We start from the raw sequence: 23,119 nt of genomic DNA, 5'->3' as shown, positions 1-23,119 counted from the left end.
TTTGATTAACGTCCGCGAATACGCGGATCCAGCGCGTCTCGCAGGCCGTCACCCAGATAGTTGACGCTGAGCACCGTGAGCGAGATGGCGAGGCCGGGCCAGAACACGCGCTCGGGGTATTGCTGCAGGTAATCGACGCCATCGAATAGCAAGCGGCCCCAGGTCGGGAAGTCAGGCGGGAAGCCCAGCCCCAAGAAGGACAGCGCGCTTTCGGTGATGATCGCGGTGGCAATCCCCAGTGTCGCTGACACCATGATCGGAGACAGCACGTTCGGCAGGATGTGCCGCGTGATGATCTGGCTGTTGCTGGTGCCGATGGATCGGGCTGCCAGAACGAACTCTCGTTCCTTGATGGCCAAAACATCGCCCCGAACGATCCGGGCTGTCGGCATCCACGAGGTGATGCCGATGGCGCACACGATCAGGATGAAAATCCCGCGTTCCAGCCCGAATGCGGCAGACAAGGGCTCGCGGAACAGCAGCATCATGACCAGCAGCAAGGGCAGCAGAGGTAGGGCCAGAAACAGATCGGTCAGGCGCATCAGCGGCCCGTCGAGCCGTTTGAAGAACCCAGCGACCACACCGATGAATGAGCCCAAGAACAGCGCCAGCAGCATCGCGGTGATACCCACCGAAACCGAGGTTTGCCCACCTGACATCATCCGCGCCAGAATATCGCGGCCCAACTGGTCGGTGCCAAAAGGGTGCGCCCAGCTTGGACCCTGATTACGCGACCGGATGTCGATCTGCGTCGGGTCGATGGTCCAGAGATACGGGCCCAGATACACTGCAGCGACGATGAAGATGAACAGGACCGCCCCAATCATCGCGCCTTTGTGTGTCTTGAACTGATCCCACACATCGCGCCACTGGCTGCGGGGGGGGGTGGTCAGATCGTCCATCACGCCTGCAGTTGGCAGGGCAGTAGACGCGGGTGCAATGCCTTCATCCGGGACCAGCGTATCGGTACGATCATGATCAGTCATAGCGAATCCTCGGGTCCAGGATGCCGTACAGGACGTCGGCGATCAGGTTGAACAGTACGATCAGCACGGCAAAGATGAAGGTCAGGGTTTGAACCATCGGCAGATCGTTGGCCTGAATGGCCCCGATCAGCAACTGGCCGATGCCGTTCACCTTAAAAACCTGCTCGGTGATGATGGCGCCGCCAAAGATGGCCGGGATACCCAGCGCGATCACTGTGACCACAGGGATCATCGAATTGCGCAGGACGTGGACCATGACGACGGTGTATTCGCTGAGGCCCTTGGCGCGGGCGGTGCGGACGTAATCCTGATTGAGGTTGTCCAGCATCGAGGCGCGCATAAACCGACTCAGCTGAGCGGTGATCTGAAGCGCCAGAACCATGACTGGCATGATCATTTGCTTGAGCTGCACGACAAAGCTGTCCCAACTGTTGACCACCAGCGTGGTGTCATAGATCGAAGGGAACCAGCCAAGCTGGACTGAGAAGATCACGATCACCAGAACGCCCGAGAAGAAGGGCGGGACCGAGAAACCAACCATCGACACGAATGTGCCCATTTGGTCGAACCAGGAATACTGGCGATAGGCCGAATAGATACCGATGGGCAGGGCGATCAGGATCGCAACTACATAGGCAGTGCCAACAACCCACAGGGTCTGTGGGATGCGCTGAACGACGATGTCCATGACCGGCGAACGGGTCTGCCACGAAATCACACGTAGATCACCTTCGGAAAAGGTGGTGCCGAACATGTGGTCAATCAGAACCTGCGGTTCGATCCAGAAGAACTGAACGATCCATTTCCAGAACCGGATATGCATCGGCTGGCCGAGGCCGAGCGCTTCGCGCATCTTCTCTTTGACTTCGGGAGGAACGGTTAGCGGAACCTGTGCCATCGGATCGCCAGGTGCGAGTTCGAGGAGCAGGAAGATGACGAGGCTGATGAACAGCAGTGTAGGCACCGCCAATATCAGTCGTCTGATGGTAAAATTAAGCATTAAGAGGCGCCTTTATATGCGTCTTCTTGTTGGGGTGGTGTGCAAAGCACCGCGCCCCGAAGATCGGGGCGCGGCTTTGCAAGGCTAACGCTTAGGAACCGGTCTTGCGGTACCAGTCAGCGATATTCCAAAGTTCGCTGTCCCAAACGTTCAGGACAACGCCACCCAGGGTGTTTGCATGTGCCGACAGGCGACCACGGTGCACAAGCGGGATCATACCGCCGTTTTCAACCATGATGTCGTTCAGCTGTTTCGCGATCTCGGCACGCTGTTCCAGACCGGCAGTTTCGGCCAGCTGCGCATGCAGCGTATCGAACTCTTCGTTGCAGAAGCGGCTGATGTTTTCACCCTGCCACTGTGTATCGGGACGAGGAGCCTTGTCGCATAGACCGTTGCCCAGATAGGACTGAGGGTCGGTGCCGTTGAAGGTGTTGGCGTACATTTCAACGTCGGCATAGAACTTCTGGAATGTGTCGGGCGAGCCCGGGTCACCACCGAAGAAGACCGACGCGTTGATGTTGCGCAGTTCAGTTTCGATACCGATCTGGCTCCACCATTCCTTGATCAACGCCTGGAAGTCCTGACGGACGGCGTTGGTAGACGTTTGATAGACGACTTTCAGCGGAACACCGTCTTTTTCACGGACGCCGTCGCCATTTGTGTCAACGATGCCTGCTTCGTCCAGCAGGGCGTTTGCGCCCGCGATATCCTGCGTGTCACAGGTCATCGAGGTCGAGTTGAACGCAGCCGGGGCCGGAACCCAGTTACAGGTCACTTTGCCTGCCTGACCATAGCCGATCTCAACCAGTAGCGGGCGGTCGATGGCCATGGACATGGCTTTGTAAACGGCCGGGTCCTGCAGGAACGGGTGCGGATGCGTTGCGGTCGACCGCTCGCCTTCCGGCAGGTCAGGCGACGGGTTGGTCTGGTTCAGCATGATACGCTCGACCAGAGGACCGAAGCCCGCAACCGGGGTACCTTTGCCACCTTCTTGCATCTGCGCGATCACTTCGGGCGCCAGCTGCAGGTTCCAGGCATAGTCAAACTCGCCGGTTTCCATAACAGCACGACCAGCCGCGGTTGCATCGCCGCCACCTTTGAAGGTGACTGTCGCAAAGGCAGGTTTCGCCGGATCGCGATAGTTGTCGTTGGCCTTGAAGGTGATCACGTCATTTGGCTTGAATTCGGTGACGACAAATGGGCCAGTGCCGATGGGGTTAAAGTTCTGTTCGGTGCATTCGGGGGCCTTCGCGCCCATGCAATCCGCGAACTGAGCGGCCTGAATGATCGGGCTTTCACCACCCACAAACGGTCCGTAGGGGAAGGGGGTCGGTTTGTCGAAGGTGACTTTGACGGTCAAGTCATCCACCGCTTCGACATTGGTGACGCCTTCAAACTTGGTGACTTGCGCACAGCCACCTTCGGGGTCCATGCAATAGTTCGCGGTAAAGACCACATCTGCCGAGGTAAACGCCGAGCCATCCGACCAAGTGATTCCCGGTGCGATCTTCCATGTGATCGAGGTCAGGTCCTCGCTAACTCCACCGTTTTCAACGGTCGGAATCTCTGACGCCAGATAGGGCACCATGTTGCCATCTTGGTCGTAGCGCGCGAGTGGCTCGATCACCAGCGATGCGGATTCAACGTCCTTGGTTCCGCCCGACAAAAAGGGGTTCAGGATCGACGGAGCCTGCCAATAAATGATGCTGACATTGCCGTCCGATCCACGCTCGGCCAAGGCCATCGGGGCCATCGCCGTGCTTGCGATCGCACCGAGCAAAAGGGTTTTGATCTTCATAATAAACTCCCGAAAAGGACACTTCCGTGTCTCGATTATCTCCGCAAGGCCTGCGGATTTGGCGTTGCCGCTTTGGGTAAGGGTCTGAATTGTTGCCGCAAAATCTGCTAAGACCCACGGAATCCATGATCTCCCCATCACGGTTACGCGAGGTATCGAAACAGAACTCTGGAAAAAAGCAAGGGTTGCCGTCGGGAAAAATGGCAACGGGTTTGACTTTTCCTGCCTTGCCGCCTTAGCGTCGGGCATCCGAACAAAAAAAGATTACCAACGGGAGCGCGTGCGTGCTGGATCAACCTATTGCACAGATCAAGAAACTGCGGGTCGAGTTTCAAACGAAAGATGGCCCTGTAGTGGGTGTCGAGGATGTCTCGTTCGAAGTAAATCCCGGCGAAACCGTTTGTATCGTTGGCGAATCTGGCTCAGGGAAATCGGTTTCCTCGCTGTCGTTGATGCGCTTGGTCGAGTTCGGTGGCGGCGAAATCGCGGGTGGAGAACTGTTGTTTGACCGCCGCGACGGCGAAGAGATGGACCTGTCGAACGCCGATCAGGATCTGATGAAACAGATTCGCGGCAATGAGATCGGGATGATCTTTCAGGAACCGATGACTGCGCTGAACCCGGTTTTCACGGTCGGACGCCAGCTGACCGAAGGGCTGCGCATCCACAAAGATATGTCCAAGGCGCAGGCCGAGGAGTGCGCGCTTGAGTTGCTGCGCCAGGTTCGAATCCCTGAACCTGAGCGTCGTTTGAAACAGTACCCCCATGAATTGTCGGGTGGCATGCGGCAGCGTGTTGTGATTGCGATGGCGATGGCGTGTGAACCGCGCCTGCTGATCGCGGACGAACCCACGACCGCGCTGGATGTGACCATTCAGGCCGAGATTCTGGCGTTGATGGACCGGCTGAAGCGGGAAACAGGTACGGCGGTGATGTTCATCACCCATGATATGGCTGTTGTGGCGCAGATGGCGGATCGGGTTGTTGTCATGTTCCGCGGCAACAAGGTTGAAGAGGGCACCGTAAAAGAAATCTTCGAGAACCCGCAGCATGATTATACCAAAGCGCTGCTGGCGGCGGTGCCGAAGCTGGGTGAGATGCGCGGCAAATCTGCGCCTGAACCCATGAAACTGCTGGGGGTCGAAGGGCAGAACATCGCCCCCATCCCGGGCACCGAAGAGGTTCTGCTGACTGTCAACAACCTGACAACGCGCTTCCCGGTCAAAGGTGGCTTACTACGTCGTACTATCTCGAACGTTCATGCGGTTGAGGATGTGTCCTTTACCCTCAACAGGGGGCAAACGCTGAGCCTGGTGGGCGAATCGGGGTGTGGAAAATCCTCGGCTGGACGCTCGATCCTGCGGTTGGTCGAGCCTATGGCCGGCGAGATCAATCTGGACGGCGTCGACATTATGAAACTGGATCCTTCCGGCCTGCGTAAGGCGCGGCTGGACATGCAGATGATCTTTCAAGACCCGTTTGCCTCGCTCAATCCGCAGATGCAGCTGGTCGATCAGGTGGCCGAGCCGATGCGCAACTACGGCGTCGCCTCAGGGTCGGAATTGCAGGACCGCGTCGCGCAACTGTTCGACAAAGTACAATTGCCTCGCAGCTTCATGCGTCGCTTCCCGCACGAGATGTCAGGCGGTCAACGTCAACGGATTGCCATCGCCCGTGCATTGGCCCTGAACCCTAAGCTGATCATCGCGGATGAGGCGGTCTCGGCCCTTGATGTGTCTGTGCAGGCGCAGGTTCTGAACCTGATGATGGAACTGCAATCTGAACTTGGCCTGTCCTACCTGTTCATCAGCCACGACATGGCTGTGGTCGAGCGTGTCAGCCATTATGTGGGCGTTATGTATTTGGGTCGGATCGTGGAACTTGGACCGCGTGCGCGGGTATTTGAGAACCCACAGCACCCCTATACACAGGCGCTGATGAAGGCGGTTCCAATTGCTGATCCAAATCAGCGAAAGTCGGAAAAAGACTTGAATTTCAAACCGATCCCGTCGCCCATTCATCCGATTGACTACAAGCCGGAACCGTCTGAGTACCGCGAGGTCGAGCCGGGGCACTTTATCCTGACCACGGATAGCGGATACTGACCCACATGGCACAGCGTCTGACGCCGCTTGAGATCATGACCGAACTGATCTCGTTCCCAACCGTAAGCCGTGAAAGCAACCTGCCGCTGGTCGATTGGGTCGAAGGGTATCTGGGCGAGCATGGGATCAAGGCGCATCGCTGGCCTGACCCGAACCAACCGCACAAGGCAGCGATCTTTGCGCATGTGGGTCCTTGGGAAGAAGGCGCGGTCGTCCTTTCTGGCCACACAGATGTGGTGCCGGTCGACGGGCAACCTTGGGATTCCGACCCTTTTGTTGTGACCGAGAAAGATGGTAAATATTTTGGCCGCGGCACCTGCGATATGAAGGGATTTGACGCGCTGGCGATCTGGGCCCTGGTCGAGGCGCACTACGCCGATCTCAAACGCCCGCTGCAATTGGCGCTGAGCTTTGATGAAGAAGTCGGCTGCACCGGCGCGCCGCCCATGATTGAGGCAATGCAGAAGGTTTTGCCCAAAGGGTCGGCTGTGATCGTCGGTGAGCCATCGGTGATGCAGGCTGTCACGGGTCACAAGGGAGGGTTCGGTTATGACACGCATATGATCGGGTTCGAGGTCCATAGCTCAATCATGCATACAGGCGTCAATGCGATCATGGAGGCGGCGCCTCTGATCAATTGGGCCAATGAACAGAACGCCCGCAACCGGGCTGCGACGCCAAGTGACACGGCGGCGGTGTTTGATCCGCCCTGGACCACCGTTCATGTGGGTATGATCGAAGGCGGTACAGCGCATAACATCACCGCGAAAGATTGCCATTTCATGATGGATTTCCGGACCGTGCCGGATGAAGCCAAGGCCGAATGGCGAGATGCGTATTTCCAGCAGGTGCGCGCGGTTGAGACGCGGATGCAGGCCGTACACCCTGAAGCCCGTATTGAGATTTCCGAGAACTTCTCGATCCCCGGTCTGGTGCCCGAGCAGGATGGTGAGGCCGAAGCTTTGGTGCGCGCTCTGACCGGCGACAATGCCAGCCATGTGGTCAGTTACGGCACCGAAGCGGGCCAATTTCAGGAAGCAGGCTATTCGGCTGTCATCTGCGGCCCCGGTGATATTGCGCAGGCGCATCAACCGAACGAGTTTATCTCGGTCGTGCAGTTCGAAGCAGGGCACGCGTTCATGCAGCGGTTGGTTGAAAAATTGTCAGGCTGATCCAGCCCTTTTTAAGGAGGCTTCAAATGCCGGTCAAAAACAGACTTGCCGAGATGCAGGATGAGATTACCAAATGGCGCCGCCATCTGCATATGCATCCCGAGCTGATGTATGACGTCCACGAAACCGCGGGTTTTGTGGTTGACCGCCTTAATGAGTTTGGCGTCGATGACATCACGCCGGGCATCGGCCAAACCGGTGTCGTGGCGGTGATTAAGGGTCGGACAGATACCAAAGGTCGGGTGATCGGACTGCGTGCCGATATGGATGCTTTGCCCATCGAAGAGGCGACGGGATTGGACTACGCCTCGACCGTGTCCGGCAAGATGCATGCGTGCGGGCATGATGGTCATACCTCGATGCTGCTGGGGGCGGCGCAGTATTTGGCTGAGACGCGGAACTTCGATGGCACTGTGGTGCTGATCTTTCAACCAGCCGAAGAAGGCGGGGCCGGGGGATTGGCCATGTGTCAGGACGGGTTGATGGATCGTTGGGGCATTCAGGAAGTATACGGGATGCACAATATGCCCGGCCTACCGGTTGGCGAATTCGCGATCCGGCCCGGTGCGTTGCTGGCGTCGTCCGATGAGTTTGAGGTCGTTGTAACAGGCAAAGGCGGCCACGCTGCAGCCCCGCATGAAGCCGTCGATACAACGCTCGTTGCTTCGCATATTGTTGTGTCTTTGCAGTCGGTTGTGGCGCGAACTGTCGATCCGATTAAACGCGTTGTCCTGACGGTTGGTACGTTCGAGACGGACAGCGTCGCCTCGAATGTGATTGCGCATACGGTCAGGCTGAAGGGCACGGTGCGGACGCTTGACCCCGAGTATCGCACGATTGCCGAAGAACGCGTGCGCCGGATTGCCGAAGACACGGCCTCGGCCTTTGGTGCGACCGCACAGGTAACATGGAAGCCTGGGTATCCGGTGACGGTGAATTCCGAGGCGGAAACAGGATACGCCGCCGAAGCCGCCGCCGCTGTTGCAGGCAAGGTGAATGACAGCACCGATCCCATCATGCCGTCAGAAGATTTCGCCTACATGCTTGAAGAACGGCCCGGAGCCTACATCTTTGTTGGAAACGGGGATACGGCCATGTGCCACCACCCGGAATACAACTTCGATGACGACGCGATTCCCGCCGGCTGCAGCTGGTTTGCCGAGCTTGTGGAACGACGATTGCCCATCGCCTAACAAAGGGAGAATGCCATGCCGATCAGAAACCGCCTTGCAGAGCTGCATCAAGAGATCACCGGTTGGCGGCGTGACATTCATAAACACCCCGAAATCCTCTACGACACCCACCGCACCAGCGCTTTGGTGGCTGACAAGCTGAAAGAATTCGGTTGTGACGAGGTGGTCACCGGCATCGGTCGTACCGGTGTGGTTGGCGTAATTAGGGGCAAGACTGATACGCAAGGTCGGGCCATTGGGTTGCGGGCGGACATGGACGCGCTGCCCATGCAGGAGCAGACCGGGCTGGATTACGCCTCGAAAACGCCTGATGCGATGCATGCCTGTGGGCATGATGGTCATACGGCAATGGTTCTTGGGGCTGCGAAATACCTGGCCGAAACACGCAATTTCGATGGTACGGCAGTTGTGATCTTTCAACCCGCGGAAGAGGGCGGCAATGGGGCCGAGGCCATGTGTCAGGATGGGTTGATGGACCGGTTCGGCATTCAGGAAGTCTATGCCATGCATAACGTGCCGGGCCTGCCCACGGGGCAATTCGCGATCCGTTCGGGACCTCTGTTGGCGGCGGCGGACGAGTTCGACATCCATTTGGAAGGTCATGGCGGGCATGCGGCCAAACCGCAGGAGACGGTGGATACTACGGTAATGCTGTCTCAGCTGATCGTGGCGCTGCAAACGGTTGTCGCGCGCAACGCGGACCCGATTGAACAGGGTGTTTTGTCTGTGACCTCAGTTGAGACATCATCGAAGGCGTTCAACGTGATCCCGCAATCGGCTCGTGTGCGAGGAACAGTGCGCACCCATTCCAAAGAGATGCGCGCCATGATCGAAAAGCGGCTGACCGAAGTTGCGACCGGGATCGCAGCAACGATGGGCGGCACGGCGACCGTGACGTACAACAAAGGCGTTCCGGTCACGATCAACGCCGAAGAACAAACCGGCTACGCCGAAGAGGCCGCGATTGCGGTTGGTGGAAGCTGCGGCGAGGCTCCTATGGTTATGGGCGGCGAGGATTTCTCATTCATGCTCGAAGAACGCCCCGGCGCCTTCATCATTCTGGGCAACGGCGACAGCCCAGGGCTGCACCACCCAGAATATAATTTCAACGACGAGATCATCCCGATTGGATGTTCGTGGTTTGCCGAAATGGTCGAGCGCCGGATGCCGGCGGCTTGAAGTAGGAGAGAGAAGACATGCCAGTTAAGAACCGCTTTGCCGAATTGCAGGCCGAAATCACCGAATGGCGACGGGATTTGCACGAGAACCCCGAAATTCTGTTCGAAACGCATCGTACCAGCGCAATGGTTGCGGAGAAGCTGAAAGAGTTCGGCTGTGATGAGGTAGTCACCGGAATTGGCCGCACCGGCGTTGTGGGTGTGATCAAGGGCAAGTCTGACAGCAAGGGAAAGGTCATTGGCCTGCGCGCGGATATGGATGCATTGCCAATCCACGAGGCGACAGGTCTGGACTATGCCTCAAAAACAGATGGAGCCATGCATGCCTGTGGGCATGACGGTCATACGGCGATGTTGTTGGGGGCTGCGAAGTACCTGTCGGAGACGCGAAACTTCGACGGCACCGTTGTCGTAATCTTCCAGCCCGCCGAAGAAGGCGGTGGCGGTGGGCGCGAGATGTGCGAAGACGGCATGATGGACCGCTGGAACATTCAGGAGGTCTACGGAATGCACAACTGGCCGGGTAAACCGGTTGGTAGCTTTGCGATCCGTCCGGGCTCGTTCTTTGCCGCAACTGATCAGTTCGACATTACTTTTGAAGGGCGCGGCGGACATGCGGCGAAACCGCAGGAAACCGTCGATACAACCGTGATGACAGCGCAGGCGGTGCTGGCCTTGCAAACCATCGCATCGCGCAATGCGGACCCGATTGATCAGGTGGTTGTGTCGGTGACCTCGTTTGAAACCTCGTCGAAGGCGTTCAACGTGATCCCGCAGACGGTGCAGATCAAAGGGACTGTTCGCACGATGAGCAGCGACATGCGTGATCTGGCCGAAAAGCGGATCAATGAGATCTGCAACGGGGTTGCGGCGACGTTTGGTGGCACCGCGGACGTGACCTATATTCGCGGCTATCCGGTCATGGTGAATAGTGACGAGCAGACTACGTTTGCCGCAGAAGTGGCCCGGTCTGTTTCTGGCGATTGTGAGGATGCACCTCTGGTGATGGGCGGCGAAGATTTCGCGTTCATGCTCGAGGAACGCCCGGGGGCGTATATTCTGGTTGGCAATGGCGATACGGCCATGGTTCATCACCCGGAATATAACTTTAATGACGAGGCCATTCCCGCCGGGTGCAGCTGGTGGGCTGAGATTGTCGAGCAGCGGATGCCGGCGGCCTGATGGCGAGGGTGGGGGCCCTGCCCCCACACCCCCGGGATATTTTTAGCCAGATGAAGAGGGATCCTGCGCCTTTGGTGCAAGGTTCAGGTGCGTGCAGAGCGTTTCGGCGACCTGGTTCAGCGCGTCTTTTTGAGTGCTGACGCAGGTTTGGGCAGCGCTGCGCGCGGTGGTCAGGGTGCTGTCATCGGATAGCCAGGTTGCAACAGCGTTGGAGAGCCCTTGTGCGGTTTGGATTTCGATTGCGCCTCCGCTCTTGATCAGGGGCGCGAAGGTTTCGGCGAAGTTGAAATAGCCCGGGCCGGTGAGGATGGCGGCCCCGGCTTGGGCGGGTTCGAATGGGTTATGGCCGCCGATCTCTTTCAACGATCCGCCAAGGAACACGATGGGGCAGAGCGCGTACCACGTGCCGGTTTCACCTAGCGTGTCGGCGACGTAGGTTTGAGTTTGCTCCGTGACCGGTTCACCCGTCGTGCGGAAAGCGGCTGTGAGATTGGCCTGATGTAGAAGTTTGGCGACTTCGTCACGGCGTTCCGGATGGCGCGGGATCAGAAGCAGGAGCAGATCGGGCCAGCGTTCAAGCAGCGTCTTATGCGCCGCGAACACGGTTTCCTCTTCGCCTTCATGGGTAGAACTGGCGATCCAGACGGGGCGGCCTGCGATTTGCGTGCGGATGTCGGATAGCGCCTGTTCGTCGATGTCCAACGGATCGGACATCGCTTTGAGGTTGGTGCCGGGTTTCACGTCCTCGGGTTTGGCACCCATCTCGATCAGATTGGCTGCGGTTCGGTCATTCTGGGTCAGGAAGAGATAAAAACTGTCCAATATGAAACGCGCAGTTTTGGGCCGCTTTTTCCAACCCTCGACAGATTTCTGCGAAAGACGGGCGTTCAGCAGGGCCAGTGGCACGCCGCCCCTGGCGCTTTCGACGATCAGCTGAGGCCAGATTTCACTTTCGACAAACACGCCTGCATCGGGTTTCCAGTGTGAGAGAAAGCGCTGTACCGGGCCATGCGTATCCAGCGGTGGGTATTGGTGTCGTGTCCGGGGGGGCAGGCGTTTCTCAATTAGCGCGGCAGATGTCGGCGTGCCGGATGTGATCAGAAACTCGGCGTCGGGCAAAAGCGTGCCCAACCGCCTGATCAGGCTGAGGACCGACAGGCTTTCGCCAACGCTGGCCGCGTGAAACCATATCAGACGTCCTGAGGGTCGCGGTAGGCTGGCATGACCCAGCCGTTCCTGCTGTCTTTTGTTTGGAACACCTGCAGATTCAAGTTTGCGGCGCACGGTGCGCCAGAACAAGGGCGCTGCCACAGCAATGATCCCGCAGTAGAGATGATACAGCAGTGTCGGACGACCGGGGCGATGGTCGGGCATCCTAGCCGCCCGTATGGCTCATATGGCGGGTCATCTGGCCATCAACGGCTTGGCGGGAATAGTCGAAATCATGGCCTTTGGGTTTCAGGTTGATGGCGGCGCGGATCGCATGCTCCAAGGGCGCTTCGCTGTCGGGGTGGTCACGCAGCGGGGCGCGCAGGTCAGCCATGTCTTCCTGACCGAGACACATATAGAGCTCACCCGTGCAGGTCAGGCGCACCCGGTTGCAGCTTTCGCAGAAATTATGGGACAGGGGTGTGATGAACCCAATCTTCTGCCCGGTTTCTTCCAACCTTACATAGCGCGCGGGTCCACCGGTCCGTTCGGCCAGATCGGTAACGCTGTAGTGGTTCTCATATTCCTTGCGAACGTCCTTCAGCGACCAGTACTGATCCAGACGATCCTCGTTGCCGATATCGCCCATGGGCATCACCTCGATCCAGGTCAGGTCCATATCGCGTTCGGCACACCATTCGGTGATGCGGGGCAGTTCGGGTTCGTTGAAGCCTTTAAGAGCAACCGCGTTGATCTTGACCCGCAAACCGGCCTTTTGCGCCGCATCAATCCCGTTCAACACCTGTTTCAGGCGGCCCCAACGGGTGACTTTGGCGAATTTGTCTTCATCCAGCGTATCCAGAGAGACGTTCACACGCCGCACACCGGCGGCATAGAGTTCGTCGGCAAAGCGATGAAGTTGCGAGCCGTTGGTTGTCAGCGTCAGTTCCTTGAGCGCGCCGCTGTCCAGATGCCGCGTCATGGAGTGGAAGAAACTCATGATGTTGCGACGCACAAGAGGTTCCCCCCCGGTGATCCGCAGCTTTTGAACGCCCAGCTTCACAAAGGTCGAACACATCCTGTCCAACTCTTCCAAGGTCAGAAGATCTTTCTTCGGCAAAAAGGTCATGTGCTCGGACATGCAGTAGACGCAGCGGAAATCGCAGCGATCCGTTACCGAGACGCGGAGATACGTGATGGCACGTGCGAAGGGGTCTATCAGCGGAGCAGTCATGCGTAATAGGTAAATCGGTAACTGGTCCGCGACAAGGGGCTAACATGCTTTGGGCTGGAACAGATCGATGCGTGGCTGTAAGTTTCGGGTATGAAATACGTTCTTGTTTTCCTGTGTGTTCTGCTTGCCGGCTGCGAAACGGTGCGGTCGACGACGGATCGTGTGTTTGGGCGCAGCGAGGCCGCGCCCGAGACAGAGGCCAATGCAGAACCCGAAGCCGCACCCGAAACTGAGCCGGTCACGACGCGACCGAACTGGGACGGCGCCAAATCCACTACCGCTGTTCTTGGGGACCCCTCAACGCCAGGGCGCTGGATGCAAACGCCGCTTGTGGATACCGAGGTTACGGCCCGCGTGGTGGTGCCCCGGACCGGGGCACAGGCGTATATCACGCTTATTCCGTCGCGCGGACCAGAAGGCGGCGGCAGCCAGTTGTCACTGGATGCGATGCGTACACTTTTGGTGCCTTTGGATGCGCTGGTTGAGGTTGACGTCTACGCCAACTGATCTTTCAGGTACTTCCCGGCTTCCCGCCGCGCAAAGGGTTTCATCGCCGGGCCATGCTGCTCCAAAAACGCGACAACGCGCGGGGCATCGTGTTTTGACAATTCGCGCAGCCACCAGGCAATGGCTTTCTGGATGAACCAGTTGCGATCTGGCACATACCTGGCAGCCCAGCCCAGTATGCGATCTCGGCGGTGCAGATCATCAGGTTTGGGATGGTTTTGCTTGGTCCAGGGCAGGGTGGCCACCAAGGCGGCGCGGCGTGTCCACATGTGATCTGATGTTGTCCAAACCTCGACCTGATCCAGCCGGGCGGGATCAGCCGTCAGCCGTTTTTGCATCGCCATAGCCGCATGATCGGCCACGGCCCATGCATCGAAATCCGGCAGCCAGCTTTGCAGCAGTTCCCAGACGGCGTCATCCGGTCTGATACGCGCCTGAGTGAGGAGTTTTGAGGCGGCGAGCCGGGTTTCGTGGGTGTTGAGTTGCCACAGCGCATCCGCCAACTGCACGCGTTGCGGCACGTCCAGCTCTTGCCGCCAAGCTTTGGTCAAATCATTCAGAACGGGGTTTGCGACGCCCAGATACGGGCGGTCAGCCTTGTGATAGGCTGCCATCTGGGCACCGCGTTCAGGATCGGCATGGGCCTTGATCTGGGCCAGATAGGGATCAACCAGTGGCATCTCAGGCAGGGACTCCTGTGGGTTTGCTGTCAATCGTCTGCTGGTTCTTGTCTGCCCAATAGGCGCGGATGTCCTCATCGGACTTGCCATCTACCCATTTCTGCATGGTGTCGCGTTCCGACGTGTATTCCATGAAGGGTACCGCGTAGCCGCAGGAGGTTTGAACCATATCGATGCTCAGATCATAAATCTGCCTCGCGCTACGATGGGCGGGGAAATGCTGGGCCAACCCCTCCCAGCCCGCATCGCCTGTGTGGAGTGTTTTGGCGGTACCATAGGCGCGCAGGATCAAAGGGCGGGTGGTGAAGGAACACCACATCAAAGTCATGCGATTGACGTCCAGTAGATGCCCAGCCGTTTCATTGCCGCTGCCGGTCAGGTTCATCCAGATGATCCGGTTCGGGCCCAGAACACGCAGGGAATCCATCCCCTTGGGCGAGATATTGACTCGCCCCTCAGACCCAGCGGTTCCGACAAAGAACATGTGCTGATCTTCTATGAAGGTCTGATGCGGCGGGTCGAGTTGCGGGAATTGCTTGGCCATGATGCGCTCCGAGTAAGGGGTTGCGGCAAAACTAAGCGCGTACGGATGGGCCGTCCAGCACTCAGGAGATTGAGCGCCGTTCTGCGAGCAGGGCATCCAGATGCCTGGGATAGGTTTTGTACCCTGTGAATATGAATTCGTCCTCATCCGCCGGGGCGCGCAATTTGGCCTCGTGATCCCAGATTCGGGCCCAATCCCGCAAATGCTCTTGCAGGTCTTCCAGCGCTGACATCAGTTCAGGGGCGGCTTTGAATGGAGTGTCTTCGATGAAATCCAGCACCTGTTGGTTGGTCGCGCGCAATGCCTGCGCCGGACCAAAGGTCTTGCCTTGTGCCAAATAGCGTTCGTACTCTGTGCGCGAAGCACGCATCAAGGACATCAGTTGCGCAATAGCGTCCTGCTGAACCATGTTCCCGCCTATTCCACCGTCACCGACTTCGCCAGATTGCGCGGCTGATCCACATCCGTGCCCTTGGCCACCGCTGTGTGATAGGCCAGCAGCTGTGCGGGGACAGAATACAGGATCGGGGCAAGGCTAGGGTGGATATGCGGCATTCGGATCGTGCTCCAAACCCCGTCCTCGGCCTCGGCGATGCCATCATCGTCTGAGACCAGGATGACCTTTCCCTTGCGCGCCATGACCTCTTGCATATTGGACACGGTCTTGTCGAACACGGTATCTTTCGGTGCCATCACCACAACCGGCATATGCTTGTCGATCAGCGCGATGGGGCCGTGTTTCAGCTCACCTGATGCATACCCTTCGGCGTGGATATAGCTGATTTCCTTCAGCTTTAGCGCGCCTTCCATGGCCAGCGGGTACATCAGGCCGCGCCCCAAGAACAGGACATCGCGCGCCTCGGACAAGCGCTGGGCGGATTTGCGGATGGCGCGATTTTGATCCAGCGCCGAGTTCAGAACCGAGGGCAGACCACGCAAGGCGGCGGCGTGATCGGCCAGTTCCTCATCGGTCAGGGTGCCCCGGTCGGCGGCGGCTTTGAGCGCCAGCATCAGCAAGACGCTGAGTTGGCAGGTAAAGGCCTTTGTCGAGGCCACGCCGATCTCGATACCTGCGTGGATGGGCAGTGCCACATCGCTTTCCCGTGCGATCGAGCTTTCGGGGACGTTAACAACAGAGACGATCTTGTCAGCCTTACCTTCGCAATAGCGCAGTGCAGCCAGCGTATCGGCGGTTTCGCCCGATTGGCTGACAAACAGGGCCAGGGTGCGGTCGCTGATCGGAGGTTCGCGATAGCGAAACTCGCTGGCGATATCGACCTCGACCGGCATTTTGGCCAGTTGTTCGAACCAGTACTTCGCCGTCAGGCAAGCGTAAAACGCGGTCCCGCAGGCGACCATGGTTAAGCGGTCAAGCTTGGTGAAATCCAGATCGATATCTGGCAGAACCACCCGATCCCCGCCGGTAGGCAGGTAAGACCGGATCGCTTCGGCCACAACAACCGGTTGTTCTGCGATTTCTTTGGCCATGAAATGTTTGTGCTCGCCTTTGTCGGCCCGCGCATGATCCAGCTTGATCTTGCGCATTTCCCGATTGGCCAATTCACCGGCCTCATTGCGGATTTCAAGCGAGGTGCGGGTCAATACAGCGCGGTCGCCTTCCTCTAGATAGGTGATCTTGTTTGTCAGAGGGGCTAATGCGATGGCGTCGGAACCCACAAACATCTCTCCATCCCCGTGCCCGATGGCCAAGGGTGAGCCCTTGCGCGCGGCGACGATCAGGTCGTCTTGCCCGTCGAACAGAAAAGCCAGCGCAAATGCGCCTTCCAACTGATCAATGGTCTTGAACGCCGCTTCGACCGGGGACAGGCCTGAATTCAGCAAATGTTCGGCCATCAGAGCCACGGTCTCGGTGTCGGTCTCGGTTTCAAATCCGATCCCGTTTTCGGCCAATTCGGCGCGCAGTTCGCGGTAGTTTTCGACGATGCCGTTATGCACAACGGCGACCGGGCCGGCCTTGTGCGGGTGGGCGTTGTTGACCGATGGCGCACCATGGGTGGCCCAGCGAGTGTGGCCAATCCCGGATTTGCCAGGCAGCGGGTCATGGACCAGCAGGTCACTCAGGTTGACCAGCTTGCCTACCGCCCGGCGACGCCCCAGCGCCCCGTCATTCACAGTGGCAATGCCGGCGCTATCATATCCGCGATATTCCAGCCGTTTCAGGGCTTCAACCAGAATAGGGGCGACCTCATGCTGCCCCAGAACACCTACAATTCCACACATAAACTCAGGCCTCTTTATCGCGGCGAGCTTTTTTCGCCTTTAACATATCAAACAATTTGCGCGCATAGCCGGGTTTGTTTTCTTGTTTGGCCCGCGCAACGGCCAAGGCATCAGCTTCGACATCTTTGGTCACCACGGTGCCGGTCGCCGTCATCGCCCCATCGCCCACTGTCACCGGCGCAACCAGCATGGTATTCGAGCCGATAAACACGTTGTGACCAATCGTGGTTTTGTGCTTCATCACGCCGTCATAGTTGCAAGTGATCGTGCCCGCACCGATATTCGTTGCGGCCCCAACTACAGCATCACCGACATAGCTAAGGTGATTGACCTTCGCGCCCTCGGCAATCTCAGCGTTTTTGATCTCAACGAAATTGCCGATTTTCGCGTTTTCTGCGAGTTCCGCACCCGGGCGCAGGCGGGCATAGGGGCCGACGACGGCGCCTCGGCTGACATGGCAGCCTTCCAGATGCGAATAAGCTCGGATCGTCGCGCCGCTTTCTACGGTCACGCCGGGGCCAAAGACCACGTTGGGTTCGATTACCGTATCGCGCCCGATGACCGTATCGGCGGCCAGATAAACCGTTTCCGGCGCCATCAGAGTCACGCCCAGATCCAGCAACTCGGCGCGCGCCTGCGTCTGAAACACAGCATCCGCCGCAGCCAGATCAGCGCGAGAATTCACACCCAGTGTCTGGGCTTCGTCACAAGCTACGGCGGTTACGCTCAGACCACGGTTGCGAGCGATTTCGACCACATCCGTCAGGTAGTACTCGCCCGCGGCATTGCCATTGCTCACCGCATCAATCAGCGACAACAGTGTTTCTGCGTTACATGCTAAAAGCCCTGAATTGCAGAAACTTATCGCGCGTTCTTCATCTGATGCTTCTTTGAATTCGACAATCCGCTCCAGCGTGTCACCATTCATGACCAGACGCCCATAGCGTGCGGGATCTGCGGCCTTAAAGCCCAGGATCACAAGATCATTCTGCACGCGGGCCTCGATCATGCGTTCCAGCGTATCGGGCTTCAAGAACGGAGTGTCACCGTAGAGAACAACGACATCACCGTCGAAACCTTCGAGCGCGTCGCGCGCTTGCGCAACCGCATGCGCGGTGCCCAGCTGCTCCTCCTGAACTGCGATCTGCGCCGTTTCATCTTCGGCCTGCGCGACCTTGGCGACGGCTTCGGACCCGTGGCCTGTGACGATCACGGTGCGCTCGGGCGACAGCACCGACCCGGCGCGCATGGCGTGGATCAGCATCGGAACCTGGGCGATGGGATGCAGTACCTTTGGAATATCCGAATTCATCCGGGTGCCTTTTCCAGCGGCAAGGATGACAAGGGCAGTGGTCATGAAATCGTTTTCTCTTTGTGTTTTCTTGCCGACCGTTTTATCCGCTGAGGGCAAAGGCGCAAGCCGTTCGGCCATCAAACAAGATTGCCGTTTGCAACATGACATGGCGGAAAACTGCCGAGCAAGGAGGCGCGATGCGCACTGTCATCTTCGATCTGGATGGGACTTTGGCGGATACATCCGGGGATTTGCTGGCCGCTGCAAACCATTGTTTTCGCGCGATGGGACATGGGGATGTGCTAGTCCATGGACAGGATGCGGGCATTGCGGTGCGTGGTGGTCGGATGATGCTGAGGCACGGGTTGAAACGGGTCGGGGCCTATAACGAGGATACGGTGGATGCTTACTATCCTGTGTTGCTCGAGGCTTACTCTAAAGATATCGACACCCATACGCGTTTTTATCCGGGTGCGTTGGAGGCGGTCGACGCCCTAAAGGCCGCAGGCTACGGCGTCGGCATCTGCACCAACAAACCCGAACGGCTGGCGGATCAATTGTTAACTCAGATGGGTGTTCGCGATCAGTTCGCTTCTCTGGTTGGTGCAGATACGCTGCACGTACGCAAACCCGATCCCGCGCCCTTGCGTGAAGCAGCACGACGGGCAGGTGGGCATCCCGATCTGTGCGTTCTGATCGGGGACTCTGATACTGACCGCAACACAGCAAAGGCCGCAGGCGTGCCGTCTGTGCTGGTTACGTTCGGGCCATCGGGGGATGATATGGCCGCGTTGGAGCCCGAGGCTTTGCTGCATCATTTTGCCGATCTGCCGGGTGTTGTGACCGATCTGATCGGTGCGGCGGCATGATCTCTTGACCCGACGCGGATAGAGCCCCAGAACTGAGCCATGACTGAGACATTCACCGGCAGCTTCACCCAACAGGAACCGATCCCTGATGAGGCGATCGAGGCCGCGCTGGCCGTCCTGCGCCATGGGCGTCTGCATCGCTATAACGTCGCACCGGGTGAGCTGGGCGAGACCGCATTGTTGGAACAGGAATTTGCCGCCCAGATGGGGGCGAAATACTGTCTGGCGGTGTCCTCAGGCGGTTACGCATTGGCGACTGCCTTGCGCGCGGTGGGTGTGCAGCCCGGCGATCCGGTGCTGACGAATGCCTTTACCCTTGCACCGGTGCCGGGGTCGATTGCATCTGTTGGGGCTAAACCTGTGTTTGTAGGCGTCTCGGAAAATCTGACGATTGATCTGGACGATCTTGAGACCAAGCTGGATCAGGCGCGGGTTCTGATGCTCAGTCATATGCGCGGTCACCTATGCGACATGGATCGGTTGATGCAACTTTGTGATGCGGCTGGTGTGGTCGTGATCGAGGATTGCGCACATACGATGGGCGCGGCTTGGCGGGGGCAATTGTCCGGTCGGCAGGGGGCAATCGGCTGCTATTCCTGCCAGACGTACAAACATGTCAATTCCGGTGAAGGCGGACTGCTGATCACTGATGATGAGGAGCTTGCCGCCAAGGCCACGATGCTGTCGGGCTCTTACATGCTCTATGAACGTCATCTGGCAGCCCCGTCGCCCGAGGTTTTCGAGCGCGTCAAATACACCACGCCCAATGTCTCGGGTCGCATGGACAATTTGCGCGCTGCCATCCTGCGCCCGCAATTGCGCGATCTGGATCGGCAGGTTGGGCGTTGGAATGAAAGATACCGGGCCATCGAGGCTGGCTTGCGCGGAACACCGGGGCTGACAATTGTGGACCGGCCAGAGGAAGAAACCTATGTCGGTTCGTCGATCCAGTTCCTGCTTCTGGACTGGGTTCCCGATCGGATCACCGAGGTTATTGATAGGTGCGCAAAACGGGGGGTCGAGTTGAAATGGTTTGGTGGGGCTGAACCGACAGGCTTCACCTCTCGCTATGACAGCTGGCGCTATGTCGAAAGCGAATGTATGCCGGGATCGGATCGTATCCTTACGGGTATTTTGGATATGCGTGTCCCGCTCACGTTCTCTTTGCAGGACTGTGATCTGATTGCTCGAATAACTCGGGAAGAAGTCGCGCGGATCCACAATCTGGCGACGGCCTGAAACAGCAAAATCCGTTGTCCGGACACGATTTCGCTTGCGTACGGACGTTATCATGCTGGCAAATTGAGGTGTCTTTGCTTCTTTGAGCGGGCACACCATCAGATATCATTGCGGAACCATGACCAAAGAGAAAAAATCTGAATCTCTGGAAGTCAGGCTAAGCCTGTCGGAAAAAAACGCGTTCGCCGCAAGGGTTGCTGCGCGCGGGGAAACCATGAGCGCGGCTTTGCGCCGCTTGATCGCTGAAGATGGAGTGCCTCATTCAAACTCGAAGGAGGTTTCGACCATGAAAAAGACTGTAGTTGCGGCGTCTCCAGTAATTCTGACGATCGCTATCTTAGCCGCTGTATCGATGTCTGGAGCATCTGCAAAAACCGATTTCGCTGGCAATTTTCGTGCCAAGGATACCAACGGCGATGGATTTGTCGATCGGATCGAAATGCTGAGTTACATGACGCAGCAGGCCGAGCAGGTGAACTTGCCTAGCGATTGTGATGGAACCGAACTGGCGAAAGTTTGGTCAATGTCGCCGGAAGAACTGGCAGATGATGCAATTGGCTTCTCAGATGCTGACAATGATGGCCGCATTACCTTGTCTGAAGTCGTAGCGGCAAACGAACGCTACCGGGCTGACGATTTCACATCCGCCGATACCAACGAGGACGGATTTGTGACCTTGGCAGAGTTGGAGTTCGGCTTTCGTGAAGACGAAGCCAAGGTCAGCGCGGAATGCAGAGCGGCCATTGGTATGCACAGCGCCGCTCGCGCTTCTGAGATTTTGGAGCAAATAGATACAGATGGTGATGGGCGGATCAGCTTGGGTGAGTTCGTGAACCACTAGACCGCATTCCAACTGGACAGACACTCTTGGTTTCGCTATAAATGAACACATGTTCAATTACTGAAGTGTAGCGCAGAGGCAGACCAAATGTTCCAGGCGGCAATGACTTTTGATCTCGGCGAGGATGTAAACGCGCTGCGCGAGATGGTGCATCGCTGGGCGCAGGAACGGGTCAAGCCGATGGCCGCCGAGATCGACGCATCTAATGCTTTTCCCAATGAGCTATGGGCGGAGATGGGAGAGCTTGGCCTTCTGGGCGTGACGGTGCCCGAGGAATATGGCGGGGCCGGAATGTCCTATCTGGCTCATACAATTGCAGTAGAGGAAGTGGCGCGTGCCTCGGCATCGGTTTCGCTGTCATACGGGGCGCATTCCAACCTGTGCGTGAATCAGATCAAGCTGAACGGCAATGAGGAGCAAAAGCAAAAGTACCTGCCGCGGCTGATTTCTGGCGCGCATGTGGGTGCATTGGCGATGTCCGAGGCTTCGGCCGGGTCGGACGTCGTTTCGATGAAGCTGCGCGCGGAAAAGCGCAACGATCATTACCGGCTGAATGGCAACAAATACTGGATCACCAACGGGCCGGACGCGGATACGCTGGTCGTCTACGCCAAGACAGACCCAGAGGCCGGGTCCAAAGGAATCACCGCGTTTCTGATCGAAAAAGAGATGAAGGGCTTCTCGACCTCACCGCATTTCGACAAGCTTGGAATGCGCGGGTCCAATACAGCAGAACTGATCTTTGAAGATGTCGAAGTGCCGTTCGAAAATGTTCTGGGCGAAGAAGGCAAGGGCGTTGCCGTTCTGATGTCTGGGCTCGACTACGAACGTGTCGTTCTGGCCGGGATCGGAACCGGGATCATGGCGGCCTGTCTTGATGAGATCATGCCCTATCTGGCCGAACGCAAACAGTTCGGCAAACCCATCGGCAGCTTCCAACTGATGCAGGGCAAGATCGCGGATATGTATACCTCGATGAACTCTGCCCGGGCTTATGTCTACGAAGTTGCAAAGGCCTGCGATCGTGGGGATGTGACGCGGCAGGATGCAGCGGCGTGCTGTCTCTATGCCTCAGAGGCTGCGATGACGCAGGCGCATCAGGCGGTTCAGGCGATGGGCGGGGCCGGGTTCCTGTCGGACGCGCCGGTCAGCCGGATTTTCCGAGATGCCAAACTAATGGAGATCGGTGCAGGCACCAGCGAAATTCGCCGGATGCTGATTGGCCGCGAGCTGATGAACGAGATGCAGTGAAGAAAACGCCCCGCTGACTTTGGGTCGACGGGGCGCTTTGGATTGGATCAGAACCGATGGACGTAGGACACACCGACCAGCCAGGGATCGATTTCGGCGGTGCCGATATCGGCGCCATCCAGGGTCACGTCCGAGTCGATGTCGAACCAGCGCACATTCAGTCGGACTGCCCCGTTTTGGGTGACCTGATAGTCCAGCCCGGCCTGCAGCGCGACCCCGAACGAGTTATCGACCTTGAGATCCCCCAGCGGAGAGCTTTCGTCGAAGAAGATCGTGTAGTTCAGACCGGCCCCGACATAGGGTTTCCAAGCGGTGTTGGTCGGGAAGTGATAGTTCAGCGACAGGGTCGGGGGCAGGTGCTTGACGCTGCCCGCATCAGTGCTGCCTCCCAGAGTGATGTCGTGGCTGAAGGGCGTTGCAGCCAAGAGCTCGATCCCCAGATTGTCGCGGATAAAGTATTCGGCGGTGAAGATCGGGCGGGTATCCGCGTCGATATCTGCGCTAAGCCCCGCAAGCGTTCCGTTGTCGGATTTCGGGTCCAGATATCCCACACCTACGCCAAGGGTCCAGTCGCCCTGCGATTGGGCAAATGCGGGCACGGCCAAAGCGGCCAGTGCGGTCGAGAATGTCAAAGCGGCGAGCGTTTTCATCATGAT

21 protein-coding genes are annotated in these 23,119 nt (G+C 58.0%); 10 read left to right on the top strand and 11 right to left on the bottom strand.

All coding sequences use genetic code 11. The features are described from left to right. Positions 1-5: 5 nt before the first annotated feature. The 3 genes from ACR0KG_RS14485 to ACR0KG_RS14475 form a co-directional block, all read right to left on the bottom strand. The gene (locus ACR0KG_RS14485; RefSeq protein ID WP_170532225.1) at positions 6-986 is read right to left on the bottom strand and encodes an ABC transporter permease; all 981 of its coding nucleotides are present in this window, start codon (positions 984-986) and stop codon (positions 6-8) included. Beyond that, on the bottom strand, positions 979-1,986 hold the full coding sequence (locus ACR0KG_RS14480; RefSeq protein WP_170532227.1) for an ABC transporter permease: 1,008 nt from the start codon (positions 1,984-1,986) through the stop codon (positions 979-981). Before ACR0KG_RS14480 ends, ACR0KG_RS14485 begins: the two co-directional genes overlap by 8 nt. Positions 1,987-2,077: 91 nt before the next feature. Next, entirely contained in the window at positions 2,078-3,784 is a 1,707-nt protein-coding gene (locus ACR0KG_RS14475; protein ID WP_480540766.1) for a peptide ABC transporter substrate-binding protein, read from the bottom strand. Positions 3,785-4,068: 284 nt separating this feature from the next. On the opposite strand from ACR0KG_RS14475, the gene ACR0KG_RS14470 reads away from it, so the two are divergent. The 5 genes from ACR0KG_RS14470 to ACR0KG_RS14450 are packed head-to-tail and all read left to right on the top strand — an operon-like array spanning position 4,069 to position 10,614. After that, positions 4,069-5,889, top strand: a complete 1,821-nt coding sequence (locus ACR0KG_RS14470; protein WP_480827658.1) for an ABC transporter ATP-binding protein — start codon at positions 4,069-4,071, stop codon at positions 5,887-5,889. 5 nt (positions 5,890-5,894) lie between these two features. Continuing rightward, the gene (gene argE, locus ACR0KG_RS14465; protein ID WP_480827657.1) at positions 5,895-7,061 is read left to right on the top strand and encodes an acetylornithine deacetylase; all 1,167 of its coding nucleotides are present in this window, start codon (positions 5,895-5,897) and stop codon (positions 7,059-7,061) included. A 26-nt stretch (positions 7,062-7,087) separates the two neighbouring features. Continuing rightward, the gene (locus ACR0KG_RS14460; protein WP_480827656.1) at positions 7,088-8,254 is read left to right on the top strand and encodes a M20 aminoacylase family protein; all 1,167 of its coding nucleotides are present in this window, start codon (positions 7,088-7,090) and stop codon (positions 8,252-8,254) included. Between the two features lie 15 nt (positions 8,255-8,269). Then, complete coding sequence (locus tag ACR0KG_RS14455) at positions 8,270-9,433, top strand: M20 aminoacylase family protein (RefSeq protein ID WP_480827655.1); 1,164 nt, start codon at positions 8,270-8,272, stop codon at positions 9,431-9,433. Between the two features lie 17 nt (positions 9,434-9,450). Further along, complete coding sequence (locus ACR0KG_RS14450) at positions 9,451-10,614, top strand: M20 aminoacylase family protein (RefSeq protein WP_480540775.1); 1,164 nt, start codon at positions 9,451-9,453, stop codon at positions 10,612-10,614. Positions 10,615-10,656: 42 nt separating this feature from the next. On the opposite strand, the gene ACR0KG_RS14445 is transcribed toward ACR0KG_RS14450, so the two are convergent. After that, a complete protein-coding gene (locus tag ACR0KG_RS14445; protein WP_480547748.1) occupies positions 10,657-11,988 on the bottom strand; it encodes a 3-deoxy-D-manno-octulosonic acid transferase in 1,332 nt (443 codons plus the stop codon). A gap of 1 nt (position 11,989) precedes the next feature. After that, the gene (gene moaA, locus ACR0KG_RS14440) at positions 11,990-12,997 is read right to left on the bottom strand and encodes a GTP 3',8-cyclase MoaA (RefSeq protein ID WP_480827654.1); all 1,008 of its coding nucleotides are present in this window, start codon (positions 12,995-12,997) and stop codon (positions 11,990-11,992) included. A gap of 90 nt (positions 12,998-13,087) precedes the next feature. On the opposite strand from moaA, the gene ACR0KG_RS14435 reads away from it, so the two are divergent. Next, positions 13,088-13,504 (top strand): hypothetical protein, encoded by a 417-nt coding sequence (locus tag ACR0KG_RS14435; RefSeq protein ID WP_480540781.1) that lies wholly within the window; start codon positions 13,088-13,090, stop codon positions 13,502-13,504. On the opposite strand, the gene ACR0KG_RS14430 is transcribed toward ACR0KG_RS14435, so the two are convergent. The 5 genes from ACR0KG_RS14430 to glmU form a co-directional block, all read right to left on the bottom strand. After that, positions 13,492-14,184: a DNA alkylation repair protein gene (locus ACR0KG_RS14430; protein WP_480547750.1), complete on the bottom strand. Its 693-nt coding sequence runs from the start codon at positions 14,182-14,184 to the stop codon at positions 13,492-13,494. The genes ACR0KG_RS14435 and ACR0KG_RS14430 overlap by 13 nt on opposite strands. Position 14,185: 1 nt before the next feature. Further along, complete coding sequence (locus ACR0KG_RS14425) at positions 14,186-14,728, bottom strand: pyridoxamine 5'-phosphate oxidase family protein (RefSeq protein ID WP_480547751.1); 543 nt, start codon at positions 14,726-14,728, stop codon at positions 14,186-14,188. A 61-nt stretch (positions 14,729-14,789) separates the two neighbouring features. Then, positions 14,790-15,137, bottom strand: a complete 348-nt coding sequence (locus ACR0KG_RS14420; RefSeq protein ID WP_480547752.1) for a hypothetical protein — start codon at positions 15,135-15,137, stop codon at positions 14,790-14,792. An 8-nt stretch (positions 15,138-15,145) separates the two neighbouring features. Continuing rightward, on the bottom strand, positions 15,146-16,969 hold the full coding sequence (glmS, locus tag ACR0KG_RS14415) for a glutamine--fructose-6-phosphate transaminase (isomerizing) (protein ID WP_170532251.1): 1,824 nt from the start codon (positions 16,967-16,969) through the stop codon (positions 15,146-15,148). Between the two features lie 4 nt (positions 16,970-16,973). Continuing rightward, the gene (glmU, locus tag ACR0KG_RS14410) at positions 16,974-18,326 is read right to left on the bottom strand and encodes a bifunctional UDP-N-acetylglucosamine diphosphorylase/glucosamine-1-phosphate N-acetyltransferase GlmU (RefSeq protein ID WP_480547753.1); all 1,353 of its coding nucleotides are present in this window, start codon (positions 18,324-18,326) and stop codon (positions 16,974-16,976) included. A gap of 134 nt (positions 18,327-18,460) precedes the next feature. On the opposite strand from glmU, the gene ACR0KG_RS14405 reads away from it, so the two are divergent. The 4 genes from ACR0KG_RS14405 (at position 18,461) to ACR0KG_RS14390 (ending at position 22,463) form a co-directional block, all read left to right on the top strand. After that, entirely contained in the window at positions 18,461-19,132 is a 672-nt protein-coding gene (locus ACR0KG_RS14405) for an HAD-IA family hydrolase (RefSeq protein WP_480540793.1), read from the top strand. 39 nt (positions 19,133-19,171) lie between these two features. Then, the gene (locus tag ACR0KG_RS14400; protein WP_480827653.1) at positions 19,172-20,371 is read left to right on the top strand and encodes a DegT/DnrJ/EryC1/StrS family aminotransferase; all 1,200 of its coding nucleotides are present in this window, start codon (positions 19,172-19,174) and stop codon (positions 20,369-20,371) included. Positions 20,372-20,585: 214 nt separating this feature from the next. Then, positions 20,586-21,212 (top strand): EF-hand domain-containing protein, encoded by a 627-nt coding sequence (locus ACR0KG_RS14395; RefSeq protein ID WP_353008151.1) that lies wholly within the window; start codon positions 20,586-20,588, stop codon positions 21,210-21,212. Positions 21,213-21,299: 87 nt separating this feature from the next. Further along, positions 21,300-22,463, top strand: coding sequence for an isovaleryl-CoA dehydrogenase (locus ACR0KG_RS14390; RefSeq protein ID WP_480540799.1), 1,164 nt, complete (start codon positions 21,300-21,302; stop codon positions 22,461-22,463). A gap of 47 nt (positions 22,464-22,510) precedes the next feature. Here ACR0KG_RS14390 and ACR0KG_RS14385 read toward each other — a convergent pair whose 3' ends face one another. Further along, the gene (locus ACR0KG_RS14385; RefSeq protein ID WP_480547758.1) at positions 22,511-23,116 is read right to left on the bottom strand and encodes an OmpW/AlkL family protein; all 606 of its coding nucleotides are present in this window, start codon (positions 23,114-23,116) and stop codon (positions 22,511-22,513) included. Between the last annotated feature and the right edge of the window lie 3 nt (positions 23,117-23,119).

Source organism: Ruegeria sp. H4 (assembly GCF_056533065.1).
This window is presented reverse-complemented; position numbering and strand designations above follow the sequence as displayed.